Origin of the sequence: Draconibacterium sediminis (assembly GCF_000949475.1) — a bacterium.
Classification (GTDB): domain Bacteria; phylum Bacteroidota; class Bacteroidia; order Bacteroidales; family Prolixibacteraceae; genus Draconibacterium; species Draconibacterium sediminis.
On record NZ_JRHC01000003.1, the window covers coordinates 381,481 to 398,167 of the forward strand.

Here is a 16,687-nt window from a genome sequence, read left to right on the forward strand (position 1 = left end):
AAAATTGGTGCTAACGTATCTATAACAAATCATTTATGCACATTATATTTTTCATATCTGTAACAAAATGTGTCATTTCTAATAATATACGCTTGTAAATGGTATTTTTCATGTGTTGTCTATTATCTCATCAATCGGATTTACAACCTTCGTTAACTCTAAATTCGATACATGGGTGTAAATCTCGGTGGTTTGAATGCTCTCATGCCCCAGCAAGTTTTGAATAACCCTCAGGTTAGTCCCCTGTTCCAGTAAGTGGGTGGCAAACGAGTGGCGAAGCATATGTAAATGAACCCTTTTTTTAATTCCTGCTTTCATTGCCGATCTTTTTAAAACCCGTGTAATACTTGAACTTGAGTACTGGCTTCCGTTCAGGCCTTCAAACAACCAGTATTTTGGTTTATACGCTATAAAATACTGCTTCAAATGGGTTAATACACTTTTAGATAAAAGCGAATATCTGTCCTTACGACCTTTACCTCCGCATATTTTAACCAACATCCTTTCCGAATCAATGTCCTTTAACTTCATTTGCAAAACCTCGTTCCTGCGTAATCCTGCCGAGTATATCAATTCAAGCATACATTTGTGTTTAATATTTGCGGTATTATCCAAAATAAGCCGAATTTCGTTTTTACTCAACGTGTCGGGTAAAGCTTTTTCTTTGCGTGGTCGTTCAATATTTATCAATTGTTTCTCTCTTCCCAGAACCTTTTCATAGTAAAATTTAATCGAATTGATACGCTGATTTTGTTCACTCCCTGAAATATTAGCCGACTGGATTAAAGCCAGGATATAATCATTTATTTCCTGCAATTTAATCTGCGATAGATCCCTGCCTTCAAAATAGTGCATGAAGTCCTTGAAATAGCCCGAGTAAGTCTTTATCGTATTTTCGCTGTAACGTTTTTGTTGAAGTAATTCTATGTACCCATTCGGAAGCTTTATGTTATTACGGTAGCGGTAATTTCGTTTCAGAGGAGCCGTATAAACAGCCTGGGTATTCAATTTTAATGATGAATCGTCGATATCTGCAAAAACCTTAATTTCCTGAATAAACCGATTGTAGTCTAAATCCTGTTTCAAAACATACCAGCTTCGTAATTGCGTGCTCCACAGTACCGGAAATGTTTGCTTTAATTTTTCCTTTAAAGAAAAGTTATAGGGAAACCGGATCAGGAGAACTTCTTGCTGGGCGTGTTTCGCATATTCAAGCTTTATTTGTGGGCGCGTATTCAACGGTTTAAGTTTTTAGTGCTTTAAATATAAACATAATTCTGAAAAATTAGCTCCATTCAATGCTAAATGTCAGTTTTAGCGTATCATTTGCTTTTTTATCTGAAAACTTCGTAATAAGCTGACCGGGTGTTCTTTGCATTCGTCCCCATCTTAAATGTTTTCATTACCGGGTTTAATGTTTAAGTGCCGATAGCTATGTTTTTAAAGCGGAGTAAAATGGTTAGGAAATTATGGCTTTTGTCCCGGAAATATTTAAAAATAGATATTTCAGTTTTAAATTTAGCTATTATTTTGATAGTTAGTGTTTTATTGCAGACAAAGCACCTGGTTTTATCGGTTTCTTTTTAAATTTGGTAAAATCAATTTCGAAATAACTAAAACCAAACTTTTAAAAATCTTAGAATTATTATGAAAAGTCAAACTCTATTAGCTGTGATTTTCATTGCCTTTGCTCTTGTATCCTGCACTGAAAATGATCCCAATCCTGTACTAACAATTGAAGGTGGACAGATACAGGGTGTTGAAACCGAAGTAGAAGGAATTGTTGCCTACAAAGGTGTTCCTTTTGCAGCTCCACCGGTTGGTGAACTACGTTGGCGAGAACCACAACCGGTTGTTCCGTGGGAAGGAGTGAAAATTGCGGATACATACGGCGACGCTGCATCACAAACCACTTGGGATCCGGAAAGTTTTTACGGACGTGAATGGCAAGCCAGTGGCACAGCTCCGTTTACCGAAGATTGTCTTTACCTGAATATCTGGACTCCCGCAGCAGGACAGGTGGATAAAAAATTACCGGTTGCCATGTGGATACATGGTGGTGGTTATCGCGAAGGTTTTGCTTATGAGCCGGAAATGGATGGTGGCGTTGACTATGCTTCTCGGGGTGTTATTCTGGTTCAGGTAACTTATCGTCTCGGAGTACTTGGGTTCTTATCTCACCCGCGGTTATCCGAAGAAAGTGCAAACGGTGTTTCAGGAAATTACGGTGTAATGGACCAGGCTGCAGCATTAAAATGGATTCATGATAATATTGAACAGTTTGGTGGCGATCCCAATAACATTATGATTTTTGGTCAGAGTGCCGGAGGTGGTAGTGTTCAAACCTTATTGGCATCACCAAAGTCAAAAAATTATGTTGCAAAGGCAATTAGTATGAGTGCCGGTGGATTAGGTGCAGGGAGAAGGCCTGCCTTGCCTTTTGATACCGTTCAGAATAACAACAAAAAAATGTTGGATTATTTTGATATCACAACGCTTGAAGAAATGCGTTTTCTTTCGTTTGACTCGTTAACTGCACTGGTTAACAAATACGGTGCAGAAACTGGTAAACGTACATTTTTTAGTCCTGTAGTAGATAACTATTTCTTAAATGGCTCGTTTTCAGAAATGGCTCAGGCCAATAAAATTCCTGATATTCCGTATATGTTTGGTTTTACAGCAAACGATATGAACGACATGACCAAAGCAGTAGCCGATTTCTGTTTATTGCGCGAAGAGCAAAGTGATAAGCCAGCTTATGCATATCTTTTCTCACGTCAGCTTCCCGGCGATGAAAGTGGTGCTTTCCACTCATCTGATTTGTGGTATGTGTTCCATTCGTTTGAACACAGCTGGCGACCATTTACAACCGGCGATGAAGCATTAGGTTTGCACATGGTGGATTGCTGGACAAACTTTGCCAAATACGGCGACCCGAATGGTAAAGATGGCGGCGAGTGGACTCCATATACAAAAGAAACACCCGAATTTATGGTGTTTGATGCTAACGAAACTGATGATATCAGTGCAATGACTGATAGCCCGGAATTTTTAGGTGGTGGTTTCCCCAGATAGTTTGAAGTTCAATTCTAAATATATGAAAGGCCCGGAATTAAATTTTCGGGCTTTTTTTCTGAAATAAAGTTCATGCTGAGATCACAAAGTTTTCGCAAAGCACGCAAAACAGATTCTATACTTTTGCGAACTTTGCGCTTCTTCTTTTCTTTGCGTGAAACAATCTTGATATCCTTTCATTTCGTAAAAAATAAGGATAAAATACGGTTTTAGTTTTAGCCATTTGGGTTGGTTATAGGATTAATTCTAATCCTTTCAACCGGCAACACCGGCATATCGTCCATATCCTGCAGGGCGTTTATCAAACCCATTTTTTGGTAGTTGTTTAGGTCGTTAACGGTAATGCGGCAAACTGAAATTTTGTTTTCGGCCAGCAGTCGTGCACGTTGCGTTCCGGGAAGCAGGGGTGTGTCGGGTGTCCACCATTTCTGGCCATCGAAAAAAATGGGATTGGCCGTAAAGCTGTCGGTAATACAATTGTTTTGTACGATCAGGATATCGTCGTAATTGCCGCGCTGCTCGTACAAATCTTGCAGTTGCTGGCGGTCGGTGTATTTACATCTGTATTCAATGCTGTTATCTTCAATCAGACGGATGCTGTTAAAGGAACGATATTGATGAGGCAGGAATTCGATCTTTTCCACCTGTTCGGCATAAACCACCCGGCAGCGGAATAGTCCTACTGTACAGGATTCCGGTATTTCAATCAGCTCTTCCAACTTCAGCTTTGGCGCATCAGGAAAAAATTTCATTCGCGCCACATCAAACCGTGCCTGGTGATATTCCAGGTTATAGAGTTTCCCGTCTTTACATTTTATGGTTTCAAGTAGTTGCATAGTTTAAAAAGCTTCGAGCCGCTAGCCACGAGCCACGAGTTTCTCAATCTGTATCAATCTCTTTTCAATCTCCCTCAATCCTTCCTAAAAACCGGAATATAAACCTTCTTCACCAGCTCTTCATATTCGCTTTCGGCATTGCTTAAAAAAGTTATTCCGCCGCCGCTTTTGTATATCAGCTCGTCACCCTGTATTTCTATGTAGCGAATCAGCACACAGCTGTCGAGATTATGCCCATCGAAATAACCAAAAATACCGGTGTAAAAACCACGATCGTAGTTTTCGGCAGCTTTAATAATCTCTACGGTTTTCTTTTTTGGCGCACCACAAATCGATCCGGCCGGCAACATTTTAAATAGAATATCGCCAATCTGTTCCGTATAGTTTTCGGGCAGATGGCCACTTATTTTCGAGCTTACCTGCCATAAATCGCGCTGGTTGGTTTTTAGCCGTTCGAGGTAACGGAATTTTTCAACGGTTACATTTTCCGCCACCAAACTCAGGTCGTTTCGTATCAAATCTACAATGGTATTGTGCTCGGCCAGCTCTTTCGAGTCGTTCAAAATTCGTTCTTTGGCATTCGGCAACGAGGCGTCCATTGTCCCTTTCATCGGGTACGACGAGATTTTCCCGGCATCGATCTGTACAAATCTTTCGGGCGAAAAACACACAAACTCGTCTTTAAGCAGCACCTTATAACGTGCTTCGCTGTGGTGAAAGATTTCCTCCGGCGAGAGGTTGGTTTTTACCCTAGTTGACTGCGTATAGTTCAGCAAATACGTATCGCCGTTGTGAATGTGCTGCTGAACAAGATCAAATCCCTTTTTATAATGGCTGAATGAAACCGGCTCAGTTTCCCATTGTATTTCTTTTTTTTCGGTTGCCGGCCGGGCAAAATTCGATTGCTCATTGGCCTGCCACCATATTTTATCCGTTTCTTCGGGCCTGAAGAGCTTTGCTGTTGTGGTGTTAAAATCGATCACAAAAACAAAAGGCTCGTTTCTTCGGCCCCGTTTATTCATTTCCGCTATAATCTTTCCGTTCTCTTTCATCCTGCGCTGCAAAAATATTAAAAAGCACGATACTTTCTGTTCCAACTTTGAACCCCGATCATTGAAGGGTTTCCAACTTTATTTCTATTTTTACGTCAAATTCAAGCGAGGGATGGATATTGGGAAAAATTTAAAAGAAATTACAGAAAGTTTGCCTGAAAATGTACGTTTGGTAGCGGTTTCAAAAACAAAGCCCAACGTCGATATTTTGGAAGCCTACAACGCCGGACATCGGATTTTTGGCGAAAACAAAGTACAGGATTTAACCAAAAAACACGAAGAATTGCCCAAAGATATCGAATGGCATTTTATCGGGCATCCGCAAACAAATAAGGTAAAATATATTGCTCCGTTTATTTCGCTTATTCACGGTGTCGATTCCATTAAACTCTTAAGAATCATCAATAAAGAGGCCATTAAAAACAATCGGACAATCGATGTGTTGCTTCAGTTTCATATTGCCAAAGAGCTTACCAAGTTTGGTCTGTCGCCTGATGAGGCCGATGTTTTACTGTCGTCCGAGGCATTTAAACAGTTAACGAACGTGAGGATTGTTGGCGTGATGGGAATGGCTACTTACACCGATGATAATAATCAGATACGAAATGAATTTCGCGTGTTAAAAAGTATTTTTAATTCGCTGAAAAATAAATACTTTTCCGATTCCAAATTTTTTACCGAAATTTCAATGGGTATGTCAGGCGATTATCCCGTTGCCGTTGAGGAAGGAAGCACGATGATACGTGTGGGAAGTAAAATTTTTGGAGAACGAAACTATTGAAACAGACAGATTTATTGAAATAAAGCAGCGGGTAAAGGCACAAAATTAGTTGCAACCTTAAGCGCTGTACTGCAAACTATAAACTTTTATTATGGCAAATTTAGAGACTACATACCTCGGACTAAAGCTGAAAAATCCTTTGGTTGCCGCCAGTTCGGGACTAACCAGTTCGGTTGAAAAAATTAAAGAACTTGCCGATGCCGGTATTGGCGCTATTGTGCTGAAATCGATTTTCGAGGAGCAGATAAACAACGAGGTGACCAATATGCTGACTAAAGACCAGCAGAATGTTGGATACCCCGAGGCCGAAGATTACATAAAAAATTACATGCGCGACAATACGGTAACCAAACATCTGGAGCTGGTAAAAAAAGCAAAGGAAGCCGTTGATGTACCGATTATTGCAAGTATAAATTGTGTGTCGTCGAAAGAGTGGACCACTTTTGCCAAAGATTTTGAAGAAGCCGGTGCCGATGCCATCGAACTGAATATTTTCTATTTGCCGACTGATCGTCATGAAAAACCCGGAATGATAGAACAGCTTTACCTTGATGTTTTGGAGAAGGTAAAAAGCGAAGTGACTATTCCGGTGTCGGTGAAGTTTGGTTTAAATCACAGCAATATTATTGGTATGGCTGACAAGCTAAAAGCCAATGGTGCCGCCGGAGTGGTAATGTTTAACCGTTTTTACGAGCCAGATATCAACCTGGATAAACTGGAGTTGGTAGCCTCAGAAGTGTTTAGTTCTCCTTCCGATTTGCGTCGTTCGTTACGCTGGGTAGGTATTGTTTCATCGTCGGTCAGGCATTTGGATATTGCCGCATCAACCGGAATTCACGATGGCGATGCAGTAATTAAACAATTACTGGCCGGAGCGCAGGTGGCACAACTTTGTTCAACATTGTATGTAAACGGCGCAAGTGTAGTTAGTGGAATGCTCGATGATTTAACTGCATTTATGAAGAAGTGGAACTTTAAAAAGATCGAAGATTTCAGAGGGCGTCTTTCGTATAAAAACATCCCCGATCCGATGGTTTACGAGCGTTCACAATTCATGAAATATTTCTCGAACAGAAAATAATCTTTTGTAAGATGATAAAATTAAAACCGGTATTTCTTTGTTTGCTTTTATGGTTTCTGGGAAGTACCGGTTTTGTTTTGGGGCAAACCGAAGTGCCGGTAATTAAAAATACCGATACTGATCCCATTGTTTATTGCTCCGACTCGGTTTATGTAGCCCAGGGTATTTTCGTGCAAAATATTCAGATTGATGCCGACGACAAAGGTATGCAGGTATCGATTGTAAACTACGAAAGAGGAGAGGACAAGCTGGGGTACGAGGTTGTCTCTCCTTTGAAGTACAATTGGAATGACTCGAAGGGAACCCTGGAAATAAGTGGTGTGGGTACCGATGAACAATACCGGGAAGCCATATCAAAAGTGTTTTATTATAATCAGAGTGGAACAAGAAGTGTTGGCACCCGGGAATTTGCAATTGGCTTGCTTGATGCCGATTATTTACCGGCTACCGAACATTTTTACCAATATATTGCCCAACGTGGAATTAGATGGACAACGGCCAAAGCAGAAGCCGAAAAAATGACTTATTATGGACTTCAGGGCTATTTGGCTACAATTACTTCCAGTGTAGAAAATGATTTTATTTATTCGAAAATTGATGGCGTTGGCTGGATAGGTGGAAGCGATGCCGATAAAGAAGGGGATTGGTACTGGAAAACGGGACCCGAGGCAGGAACGCTTTTCTGGAGGGGCACTTCCAATGGTACCGCATTTGGGTTTGCCTACTGGAATAACGGAGAACCCAATAATGTGCAAAAATCGTGGGGTGACGATGAAGATTATGCACACATGGTTGTTAATCCGGGAGGGAAAGCAAGATCGTGGAATGATCTTTCTGACGAGGGAGATAAAAATAATCCTGAAGGTTACTATTACCCTCAGGGATATGTGGTGGAGTTTGGCGGTATGGAAAATCTTAAATTACAATTGTCGGCTACCGCATATATCGAAGTGCGCGAAAGCAAACGTCCGGAACTGGATTACACCAAAGTGAAAACGCTGTTTTGCGGAACAATGTCGGCTACTGTTGATTTGTTTTTTCAGAATTCTGATCCGCTGGTAGAACTCATTCCTTTGGATTCAGGTGTTACGGTACAAAATCCTTTAACCACAAAGCCAAAAATCACGGTTAAAGATTATGGTCAATATTATTTTCAGTTGAATACGATCGATGAGGCCAGCTGTCCGTACATTGATACGGTAATGTTTGAGTTTCATAACCAACCTCAGGCAATTTTCGATCTCGATGAAAACGAGTGTTACGGTTACAACCTTCAGTTGTCATACTCCGGTGAAAACTTCGAAGAAGCAGAATTTATTTGGTACTATAACGATGCGGAATTTGAATCGGGAATCGGAGTAGATAGTGTTACCATCCCTCTGGGATTTGAAAATATTGACCGTTCGGTGGCCTTAAAAGTGAATGAACAGGGATGTATCGACTCTTCGTTGGCGTTGGAAGTAAAAGTGAAACCGAATATTATCGTATCGGTTGAAAACGAGGAAGGGTGTTCTCCACTAATTGTTGAGTTCTCTGCAAACACCAGTAAACCCGCCGAGTCGTATCTGTGGGATTTTAATGATGAGAGTAATTCTACAGATCAAAATCCAACGCACAAGTTTCTTAATCTGGAAGATGAGCGGAAAACTTTCGATATCAGCCTTACTGTGCTTGATATTAATGGATGTGAGAATACGGCTGTTTATGATACCCTTGTAAAAGTGTATCCGGTTCCAATTGCCGGATTTGATTTTTCTCCGCAGGAAGTGTTGATTACCGCGCCTAAAGTGGAATTTACCAATACCTCTCATGCCGCTTCATTGTATTTATGGGATTTTGGCGACAGCACTTTTTCCTATGGAACTGATCCTGTGCACAGTTACAAGGAGATGGGCGCTTACAATATGACGCTTGAGGTAGGTAACAATTTTGGATGTGCCGATACCATCGTAAAACAGGTAAGTGTTGTGTTTGATAAAATAAACCCGCCTACTGCTTTTTCACCCAATGCTACCTTGCAAGATGATCAGGAGTTTAGATTGAATGCCGAAGGCGTTTTAAACGATGGGTACAAGCTGTTGATTTTTAACCGCTGGGGCGAACTAGTGTTCGAAACAGATACGCAGGAGCAGGGCTGGGATGGGACAATGAGCAATGGGAACTATGCTCCTTCAGGCGTGTACACCTGGGTGCTGGAATATAACGATTTTATGGGCGGTTCGCACAAACAAATAGGCAATGTAATCCTGTTGTTCTGATACAATCGATTGCACTAAAATTTGTTAATTTTATTGCCTTTCATCTGCTTTCTTAGTATCTTTTACATTCATCAAATCGTATAAAAAACTGTTGTTCCAAAATTAATTTTTTATACAGTGAAGTACGATTTAACAGGGTGAGTTAACGTGAAAAATACAAGAAAATGATGATGCGTAAATTTAGATTTAGTTCCCAATACGAAAAAGAATATCGTGTGTACAAGGAATATCCGCCGATGAAAAAACAACACAATTTTCACACTGAAGAACATTTTGTTGTGCCATGGGAACTAAACCACGATGAAGAAAAGTTCAGTGCAAAAGCTAAAGCATGGGAATAAGCAGTTTGTTTCTGATTTCTTTTTCTCCTTTGGCTCCAACAAAAAATGTTAGTGACAATTCATGCGATCCATAACTGTAGTTGGAAAGTTCGGACAGGGTATAGTCGAAACTGTACCCAAACTGGAATTTCTCTCGCGCAAAACCGATTAAGGCAATTATAGCGTCAGGTCGTGTGTCGATGTTATTCCTGAACCAACCACCAAACAAAAATGATTTTTCAATCATATAAATTCCAAGATTAAGCTGCTTAAACGAACCTTGTTGTTGGTAAAGAATATTTGGCGAAAGCGTAAATCGCCGCGACAATAAATCGTGGTGAAATTTATGCAGCCGTGTACCGGCATGTACGGTAATTTTCATCGGAACTTTCCCTTTGTTATCTCCTTCGTGAATCGACTCATCAGGAGTAGTCAAATGATGCAAACTGGCTCCCCAAAATACCTGGCGGTGCTGGCCAACTGCTCCAATGGCAAAATCGGGGTAGGTTTTGTTTCCTTCGTAAAGATTGGCTCCACCTGAACCTGAAACAACTCCTGTTAGCTGATCGATCTCTGACGGGAATATTAAGCCATTTGTATCGAATTGTTTTCGTACCAGGCCTGCATTTAAGCCCAGTGTCATAAAACTTTCCAAACCCAATTGAAGGTGGTAAGAATAGGTTGCGGTTGCAGCACTTGTTGTGATTATATTATTCGGTTCACGATCGTGATAAGCCTGAAATCCAATTCCTGCATTACTTTTTTTCAAAAGGAAATCGTAAGAAAAGGAATAAGTGGTAAACGAGTTACCTTTTTGCGGCCACTGGTTCCGGTAATTGATTACCATTCGGGGGAGTTCTGTGGTTCCTGCAAATGCCGGATTTAAGTGAAGCGGATTGGCAAAAAACTGTGAATAACCGGGATCCTGAGCAAAAACTGCACACGGCAATACAAGCAATGCAAGTAATAGTTTTTTGAAGTACATTAAGTTTTTCCCGATTAAAATGAGTCGTGAAAATACAAAATCAAATTAATATCAGATCGATTTTAAAATATTTTATGTGAAAGAGTTAGTGTTGTTGTGATTTATCTTTTTGGAGGGGCCCACGGATTGTATTTTGAATGCCTAAAAGGCGGAACAATAATATTAAACGAAAGCTCGCATATAAAAGCATTATAATCGGAAGCGCCCGGTATACCCATTCCTGCATTCAGGTTAAAGCGCATAAAATTATGTCGGTATCCAATTGTTCCTCCAAGGGTAGTAATTTGGTTCGTAAAGTCGTTTTGAATGAAAGCCCCCCATGTTTTATCTGTATATTCCGCAAGTAGGCGCAGTCGGGCAATAGTGACTTCTTCGCGGTAGAAAATAATTAGTTCCGGCGACATTTCAAAAGGCTTGGAGTAAAGGTCGCGGACTCTGTTGTCCATCTTTTTCGAAACATACAGCGTATAACCCAACGATGTGGTAGGTTCGATCAAACTATAGGCAACATTTCTGGTGTGCAGAACCATTGATGTTACCCCAATCTGTAAGGAGTTGTTCGTCCATAAAAAGCCAAACTTGGGTTTGAATATGTAATAACGAAAAAAAGACTCACCCTGCTGAATAAGTGCATCATTGTCATGAGGGATTACATTGTTAAGAAATGCAACTGCCCAGTGTTTGGTTGCAGCCAGTACATCCGTTCCGGCAGTGAAAAGTATTTTACTGTCGCTAATTTTTATTGGAAACCCCGAATAGTAAAAGCCAAGCGATGTGGTGGTAATGTTTTGTTTACTCAGCATCCCCTGTCTGAAATTCAGGGCCACACCTCCCTTTAACTTGTTGGAATATGCATCCCACGTTGCATAAAAGAGATTATACGTTTCTTCGCTGTTTAGATACGAATACTGATTTCCGGTGCGATACGAACTGTTTTTGTTTAATCCGGCCAGCCCAGGATTTATTTCAATCCGGTTGTCAAAAGGAAGAAGGTAGGTTTCGTTTTGCGCACGACTGTTTAATCCTGAACATAACAGGATAAAACAAACTAATATTTTGGGTGAAATGCGCAAGGTTGTTTAGTGTCAGGTGGATAATTTTAATAACTCTTCCAACATGTAGGCCCGCTTTTCATCAGAGACTTTCAAGGCCCGGGCAATTTTTAATTTTATTGGTTTCATTACCTCCGCCGACGGAAAATGCTCGAAATTATCGATAACCGTGAAAGCTTCAAAAGCAGTTTCCCAGTTTTCGTTGATCACTAAATCGACAAAAACTTCAATGTCATTCGAGAAATCAAGACCGTTTTGCCAGCAAACCGTAGCAATATTTTTACGAATTGGCTTAAAATGCTCTTCTTGCAGGGCACTTATAAACACCGGAATCGTTTCTTTATCCTTAACGGTTCCCAATAATTTCTGTATCTGCTTTTCTACTTCCGCTTCGCAGCCGGCTACCATTAATTCAAATAAAATGGGCAGATAATCTTTATTGCCACTTTCTTTAAGTTTGTTAAGTGCAGCCAGTACCTGATCCTTGTCAGCCGAAAAAAGCTGGGTTTTTATTGTTTGGTTAATTTTTGTCATATTCATTGTTCATCTTTCCGAGCAAGCAAATTTAATGTTTAAAATACGCCAAAACAAAGGTGTAGTGTAAATGTTTTCGCATATTCGTTACCTTTGTGCTCCTCATGAAGAAAGTTGACGAATTACGGGAGGCCCATGTAGGGCGTCTTATGCTCAAATATTTCATTCCTGCATTTATTGGAGTTTTCGTAAATGCGTTGTACAATATTGTCGACAGAATCTTTATTGGACAGGGAGTTGGAGCCGAAGCATTGTCGGGTATTTCGGTTATTTTTCCGGTAATGCTTATTATGATGGGCTTTGGTATGCTCATTGGTATTGGTGCCAGCGTTTATGTTTCCATAAATCTTGGGAAAAAGGATATGGAAAGAGCTGAACAAACGTTGGGAACCAGTTTTCTTCTGATGATAGCGGCTTCGGTGTTGATTATGGTTGTTACCTATTCGCTTAAAGTGCCTATTCTTCGTTCGTTTGGTTCAACCGATGAAACTTTTCAATATGCCAACGATTACCTCGATATTGTTCTTGGCGGTGTGGCTTTTATGGTTATCGGATTTTCGTTAAACAACGTTATCCGATCGGAAGGAAACGCGCGTGTTGCCATGGTTTCCATGCTTATAAGTTCGGCAACCAATATTATTCTCGATCCCATTTTTATTTTTGGCCTCGACATGGGCGTAAAAGGGGCAGCTTACGCTACTGTAATTTCAATGTTTGTTTTAATGTTGTGGGTGCTGTATCATTTTATTAAAAGTAAGCGAGCAGTTATAAGGCTTCGTGTAAAGAATTTGAAAATTGACTGGGGAATTACGCTGGAAATTCTGGCCATTGGTATGGCGCCATTTTCGATGCAAATTGCCGGAAGTTTTGTGCAAGGATTGCTCAATAAAAAACTAATTGATTTTGGTGGCGACCTGGCTGTTGGTGCTATGGGAATTATCAATTCGGTACTAACGCTGGTAATTATGGCTATTGTTGCACTGAATATGGCCTCGCAGCCTATCATCGGTTTTAATTACGGCGCCAAATCGGTTCAGCGTATAAAAGATACGTTGAAAATTACCCTCATTTCTGCCACAATTATTGCCATTGTTTCCTTTGCCTTAATTGAGGCTTTTCCAGGTTTTATTATTCTGGTTTTTAATAACGATAGCGAAGTGTTGTACAATATTGCAACCCGTGGATTACGCCTGGTTATTCTGGCACTGCCCATTGTTGGATTTCAGGTAGTGGCGTCCAATTTTTTTCAGGCAATTGGTAAAGCGGGCCTTTCCATGTTTGCCACTGTTTTTCGCCAGGTAATCATGTTGATTCCGCTCATCTTTATACTCCCGGGTTTCTTTGATATTGATGGAATCTGGATCAGTTATCCACTTGCTGATACCATGTCGGCAATGGTGGTGGGATTTCTGCTTTACCGCGAGTGGAAACGTTTACCGTTAATAATAGAAAACAGCGATGAAGAAAAGCATTAAACAGATTCTGTTATTAAGCGTTTTGGCGTTTACTTTTTACTGCCTTTTTGTTCATCCTGAACTATTGGGGATCAGCCTTTCAAAAAAGCTGAATTTTCCTTTGGGGAGTTTAATTTCATGGAGTGGTATTGTTGCCTATACACTTCTTCTGCATCTGTTTATAAAACGTCCATTAAAATCTACATTATCAAAAGTAGGTAAGCAGCTAAGATTTCTTCATTTAGGTCTTGCATTATGTTGGTTGCCCGTGTCTTATTTCATTTCAGGAAACCTTGCTTTTGCATTTCAAAACAAACCCATTGCCTTCAAACTGTGGATTGGCTATACATTGGTTATTCTTCTCTTTCCTTTGTTTTTAATACTGCTAAATCGCTTTGGCAAGTCTGAGAAGTAAATTGAGGTAGAGAGCCACCTCAACAGATGGCTCTTTTATACTAATTTTTCTTTTAAAGCTTCTCCGGTATACGAATTTTTCTTCTTGATCAGATCTTCAGGAGTACCCTCAAAAACAAGATTTCCTCCTTTATCTCCACCTTCCGGACCAAGATCGATAATCCAGTCGGCCGATTTAATTACATCCATATTGTGCTCGATGATCAGTATGGAGTGACCACGCGAAATTAGTGCATTGAACGAATCAAGCAGCTTTCGGATATCGTGGAAATGCAAACCTGTTGTTGGCTCATCGAAAATGAAGAGGGTAGGTGAATCTTTTTCCTTTGCCAGGAACGACGCCAGTTTTACACGCTGGCTTTCACCACCTGAGAGTGTACTCGAAGCCTGTCCCAGTTTTATGTAGCCCAAACCAACATCCTGCAGGGGCTGCAGTCGTTTGGTAATTTTCTTTTCTGTTGAACTTTTACCTTGTTTAAAGAGTTCGATAGCAGCATTTACGGTCAGATTCAGAATGTCGTCCACATTCAAATCCTGGTATTTTACATCCAGAATATCTTCTTTAAAACGTTTTCCTCCACAGCTTTCGCACAGCAGGTAAACATCGGCCAAAAACTGCATCTCTACTTTAATCGTACCTTCACCCTGGCATTCGTCGCAACGTCCACCATCAACGTTAAACGAGAAGTGAGATGGTTTTAATCCCTGTATTTTTGATGCCTGCTGTTCCGACAGTAATTTCCGTATTTCGTCGTAAGCTTTCAGGTAGGTAACCGGGTTCGATCGCGATGATTTTCCGATAGGATTTTGATCGATGAACTCAATGGCATCGATCATCTTATAATCTCCTAAAATCGCATCGTGATGACCTGTTTTTTCACCATATCCACCCAGAATTTTAGTCAGGGCAGGAGTGAGGATCTTCGAAATAAGCGATGACTTTCCCGATCCGCTGACCCCAGTAATTACCGTTAAAGTGTTAAGCGGAAATTTAACCGTTACATTTTTAAGGTTGTTCTCGCGTGCACCAACAACTTTAATGGAGTTGGTCCATTTCCGGCGTCGTGTTGGAACCGGAATATCTTCAATGCCGGTGAGGTATTTTGTGGTAAGACTTTGCGGATTTTTAACCAGGTCGTCGTGTGTTCCCTGAAAAACAACTTCTCCACCGTGTTGTCCGGCCATCGGACCAATATCGATTACCTCGTCGGCAGCTCGAATAATTTCTTCGTCGTGTTCAACAACTAATACCGTATTTCCAATTTTTTGGAGTCGTCGTAATACTTTAATCAGTTTCTCAGTGTCGCGCGAATGCAGCCCGATACTAGGCTCATCCAAAATGTACAGCGATCCCACCAAACTGCTTCCAAGCGAGGTGGCAAGGTTTATGCGCTGCGATTCACCGCCAGATAAAGTTGACGATAAGCGGTTGAGTGTAAGATAACCCAAGCCAACATCATCCAGAAATTCCAGGCGGTTGTTAATTTCGATAAGAATACGTTTAGCAACTGTTTTATCATGATCGCTCAGTTTCATATTCAGGAAGAACTCCTTCAGTTCAGAAACGGGCATTAAAACCAGTTCCTGAAGCGATTTACCGGCAACTTTTACATAGCCGGCTTCCTTTTTAAGCCGACTTCCTTTACACTCGGGGCAAACCGTTTTTCCGCGGTAACGCGATAACATTACCCGATATTGTATTTTGTAGCTGCCCTCTTCAAGATGTTTGAAAAACTGGTTCAAACCATCGAAATATTGATTTCCGGTCCAAATCAGGAATTTTTGCTCCTCACTAAGCTCGTAAAATGGTTTGTGTATGGGAAAATTGAATTTCTCGGCTGAATAGATCAACTCATTTTTCCATTGGCTCATTTTTTCACCTTTCCAGCAGGCAATGGCATCCTGGTAAATTGATAGCGACTTATTCGGAATTACAAGATCTTCGTCAATCCCAATTACTTTTCCGTAGCCTTCGCAGGTAGGGCAGGCGCCAACCGGATTATTGAAGCTGAACATGTGAACCGTTGGCTCTTCAAACTCAATTCCATCGGCTTCAAAACGGTTCGAGAAGGTTTTTGATTCCGTACCGTCCTTTTTATAAATTTTTACCAAACATTCGCCGTGTCCTTCGAAAAAAGCCGTTTGAACCGAGTCGGCCAGTCGGCTTTGCGTATCTTCATCGTGTTTAACGGCCGCACGGTCGATAACAAGATTGCAGCTTCCGTTGCAAAATTCATCACTTTCTGCTTTTACCAGCTCGTCGATGCGTTTTATTTCGTCGTTGGTTTCAATGCGCGAAAAACCTTGTTGCATCAGCAGTTCCACTTCCTGCAGCATGGTCCGTCCGTTTTTAGCTGTTAAAGGCGCAACAATAATCAGGCGCGTTCCTTCCTCAAAACTGTTAATGTAGTCCACTACATCGGTAACGCTGTTACGAGATACTTCCTGCCCCGACACCGGCGAAATGGTTTTCCCGATGCGTGCGTAAAGCAGTTTCAGGTAATCGTAAATTTCGGTTGATGTACCCACTGTTGAGCGCGGATTTCGCGTGTTTACCTTTTGTTCGATTGCAATGGCAGGCGGAATTCCGTTAATAAAGTCAACTTCAGGTTTATTTATTCGGCCCAAAAACTGACGGGCGTAAGACGACAGACTTTCTACATAACGGCGTTGACCTTCGGCAAAAAGTGTATCGAAAGCCAGCGAAGACTTACCGGAACCGGAAACTCCGGTAACCACAATAAACTTGTTTCGGGGTATCTTTAAGCTTATATTTTTTAGATTGTGAACCCTCGCGTTCTGAATCTCAATGTATTTAGCGTTTTTGCTATTTGACATATTATTT

At 40.9% G+C, this 16,687-nt stretch carries 14 protein-coding genes; 7 read left to right on the forward strand and 7 right to left on the reverse strand.

Features of this window, described 5'->3' with window-relative positions:
- Nucleotides 1–108: 108 nt before the first annotated feature.
- Entirely contained in the window at nucleotides 109–1,086 is a 978-nt protein-coding gene (gene xerA / locus LH29_RS14010) for a site-specific tyrosine recombinase/integron integrase (RefSeq protein WP_198152452.1), read from the reverse strand.
- A gap of 561 nt (nucleotides 1,087–1,647) precedes the next feature.
- On the opposite strand from xerA, the gene LH29_RS14015 reads away from it, so the two are divergent.
- On the forward strand, nucleotides 1,648–3,075 hold the full coding sequence (locus LH29_RS14015) for a carboxylesterase/lipase family protein (protein WP_045030820.1): 1,428 nt from the start codon (nucleotides 1,648–1,650) through the stop codon (nucleotides 3,073–3,075).
- Nucleotides 3,076–3,290: 215 nt separating this feature from the next.
- On the opposite strand, the gene LH29_RS14020 is transcribed toward LH29_RS14015, so the two are convergent.
- Entirely contained in the window at nucleotides 3,291–3,911 is a 621-nt protein-coding gene (locus LH29_RS14020) for an aminotransferase class IV (protein ID WP_045030823.1), read from the reverse strand.
- A gap of 74 nt (nucleotides 3,912–3,985) precedes the next feature.
- A complete protein-coding gene (locus LH29_RS14025; RefSeq protein WP_262485562.1) occupies nucleotides 3,986–4,963 on the reverse strand; it encodes an aminodeoxychorismate synthase component I in 978 nt (325 codons plus the stop codon).
- A gap of 112 nt (nucleotides 4,964–5,075) precedes the next feature.
- Between LH29_RS14025 and LH29_RS14030 the strand changes: the two genes are divergently transcribed.
- The 4 genes from LH29_RS14030 (at nucleotide 5,076) to LH29_RS24635 (ending at nucleotide 9,424) form a co-directional block, all read left to right on the forward strand.
- Nucleotides 5,076–5,744, forward strand: a complete 669-nt coding sequence (locus tag LH29_RS14030) for a YggS family pyridoxal phosphate-dependent enzyme (protein WP_045030828.1) — start codon at nucleotides 5,076–5,078, stop codon at nucleotides 5,742–5,744.
- Between the two features lie 91 nt (nucleotides 5,745–5,835).
- A complete protein-coding gene (locus LH29_RS14035) occupies nucleotides 5,836–6,825 on the forward strand; it encodes a dihydroorotate dehydrogenase-like protein (RefSeq protein WP_045030829.1) in 990 nt (329 codons plus the stop codon).
- A gap of 11 nt (nucleotides 6,826–6,836) precedes the next feature.
- Entirely contained in the window at nucleotides 6,837–9,083 is a 2,247-nt protein-coding gene (locus LH29_RS23880) for a PKD domain-containing protein (RefSeq protein WP_052670947.1), read from the forward strand.
- A gap of 164 nt (nucleotides 9,084–9,247) precedes the next feature.
- Nucleotides 9,248–9,424: a hypothetical protein gene (locus LH29_RS24635; protein WP_157493701.1), complete on the forward strand. Its 177-nt coding sequence runs from the start codon at nucleotides 9,248–9,250 to the stop codon at nucleotides 9,422–9,424.
- On the opposite strand, the gene LH29_RS14045 is transcribed toward LH29_RS24635, so the two are convergent.
- The 3 genes from LH29_RS14045 to LH29_RS14055 all read right to left on the reverse strand — a co-directional run bounded on the left by LH29_RS14045 (nucleotide 9,408) and on the right by LH29_RS14055 (nucleotide 11,980).
- On the reverse strand, nucleotides 9,408–10,388 hold the full coding sequence (locus LH29_RS14045; RefSeq protein WP_045030830.1) for a PorP/SprF family type IX secretion system membrane protein: 981 nt from the start codon (nucleotides 10,386–10,388) through the stop codon (nucleotides 9,408–9,410). The genes LH29_RS24635 and LH29_RS14045 overlap by 17 nt on opposite strands.
- Before the next feature lie 101 nt (nucleotides 10,389–10,489).
- On the reverse strand, nucleotides 10,490–11,461 hold the full coding sequence (locus LH29_RS14050; protein ID WP_045030832.1) for a type IX secretion system membrane protein PorP/SprF: 972 nt from the start codon (nucleotides 11,459–11,461) through the stop codon (nucleotides 10,490–10,492).
- A 12-nt stretch (nucleotides 11,462–11,473) separates the two neighbouring features.
- Entirely contained in the window at nucleotides 11,474–11,980 is a 507-nt protein-coding gene (locus tag LH29_RS14055; RefSeq protein WP_045030834.1) for a hypothetical protein, read from the reverse strand.
- Nucleotides 11,981–12,078: 98 nt separating this feature from the next.
- Here LH29_RS14055 and LH29_RS14060 point away from each other — a divergent pair, with 98 nt between their 5' ends.
- Both LH29_RS14060 and LH29_RS14065 read left to right on the forward strand, forming a co-directional pair.
- Nucleotides 12,079–13,449, forward strand: a complete 1,371-nt coding sequence (locus tag LH29_RS14060) for an MATE family efflux transporter (protein ID WP_045030836.1) — start codon at nucleotides 12,079–12,081, stop codon at nucleotides 13,447–13,449.
- On the forward strand, nucleotides 13,433–13,843 hold the full coding sequence (locus tag LH29_RS14065) for a hypothetical protein (protein ID WP_045030839.1): 411 nt from the start codon (nucleotides 13,433–13,435) through the stop codon (nucleotides 13,841–13,843). Before LH29_RS14060 ends, LH29_RS14065 begins: the two co-directional genes overlap by 17 nt.
- A gap of 35 nt (nucleotides 13,844–13,878) precedes the next feature.
- Here LH29_RS14065 and uvrA read toward each other — a convergent pair whose 3' ends face one another.
- Entirely contained in the window at nucleotides 13,879–16,680 is a 2,802-nt protein-coding gene (gene uvrA / locus LH29_RS14070) for an excinuclease ABC subunit UvrA (RefSeq protein WP_045030841.1), read from the reverse strand.
- Nucleotides 16,681–16,687: the final 7 nt, after the last annotated feature.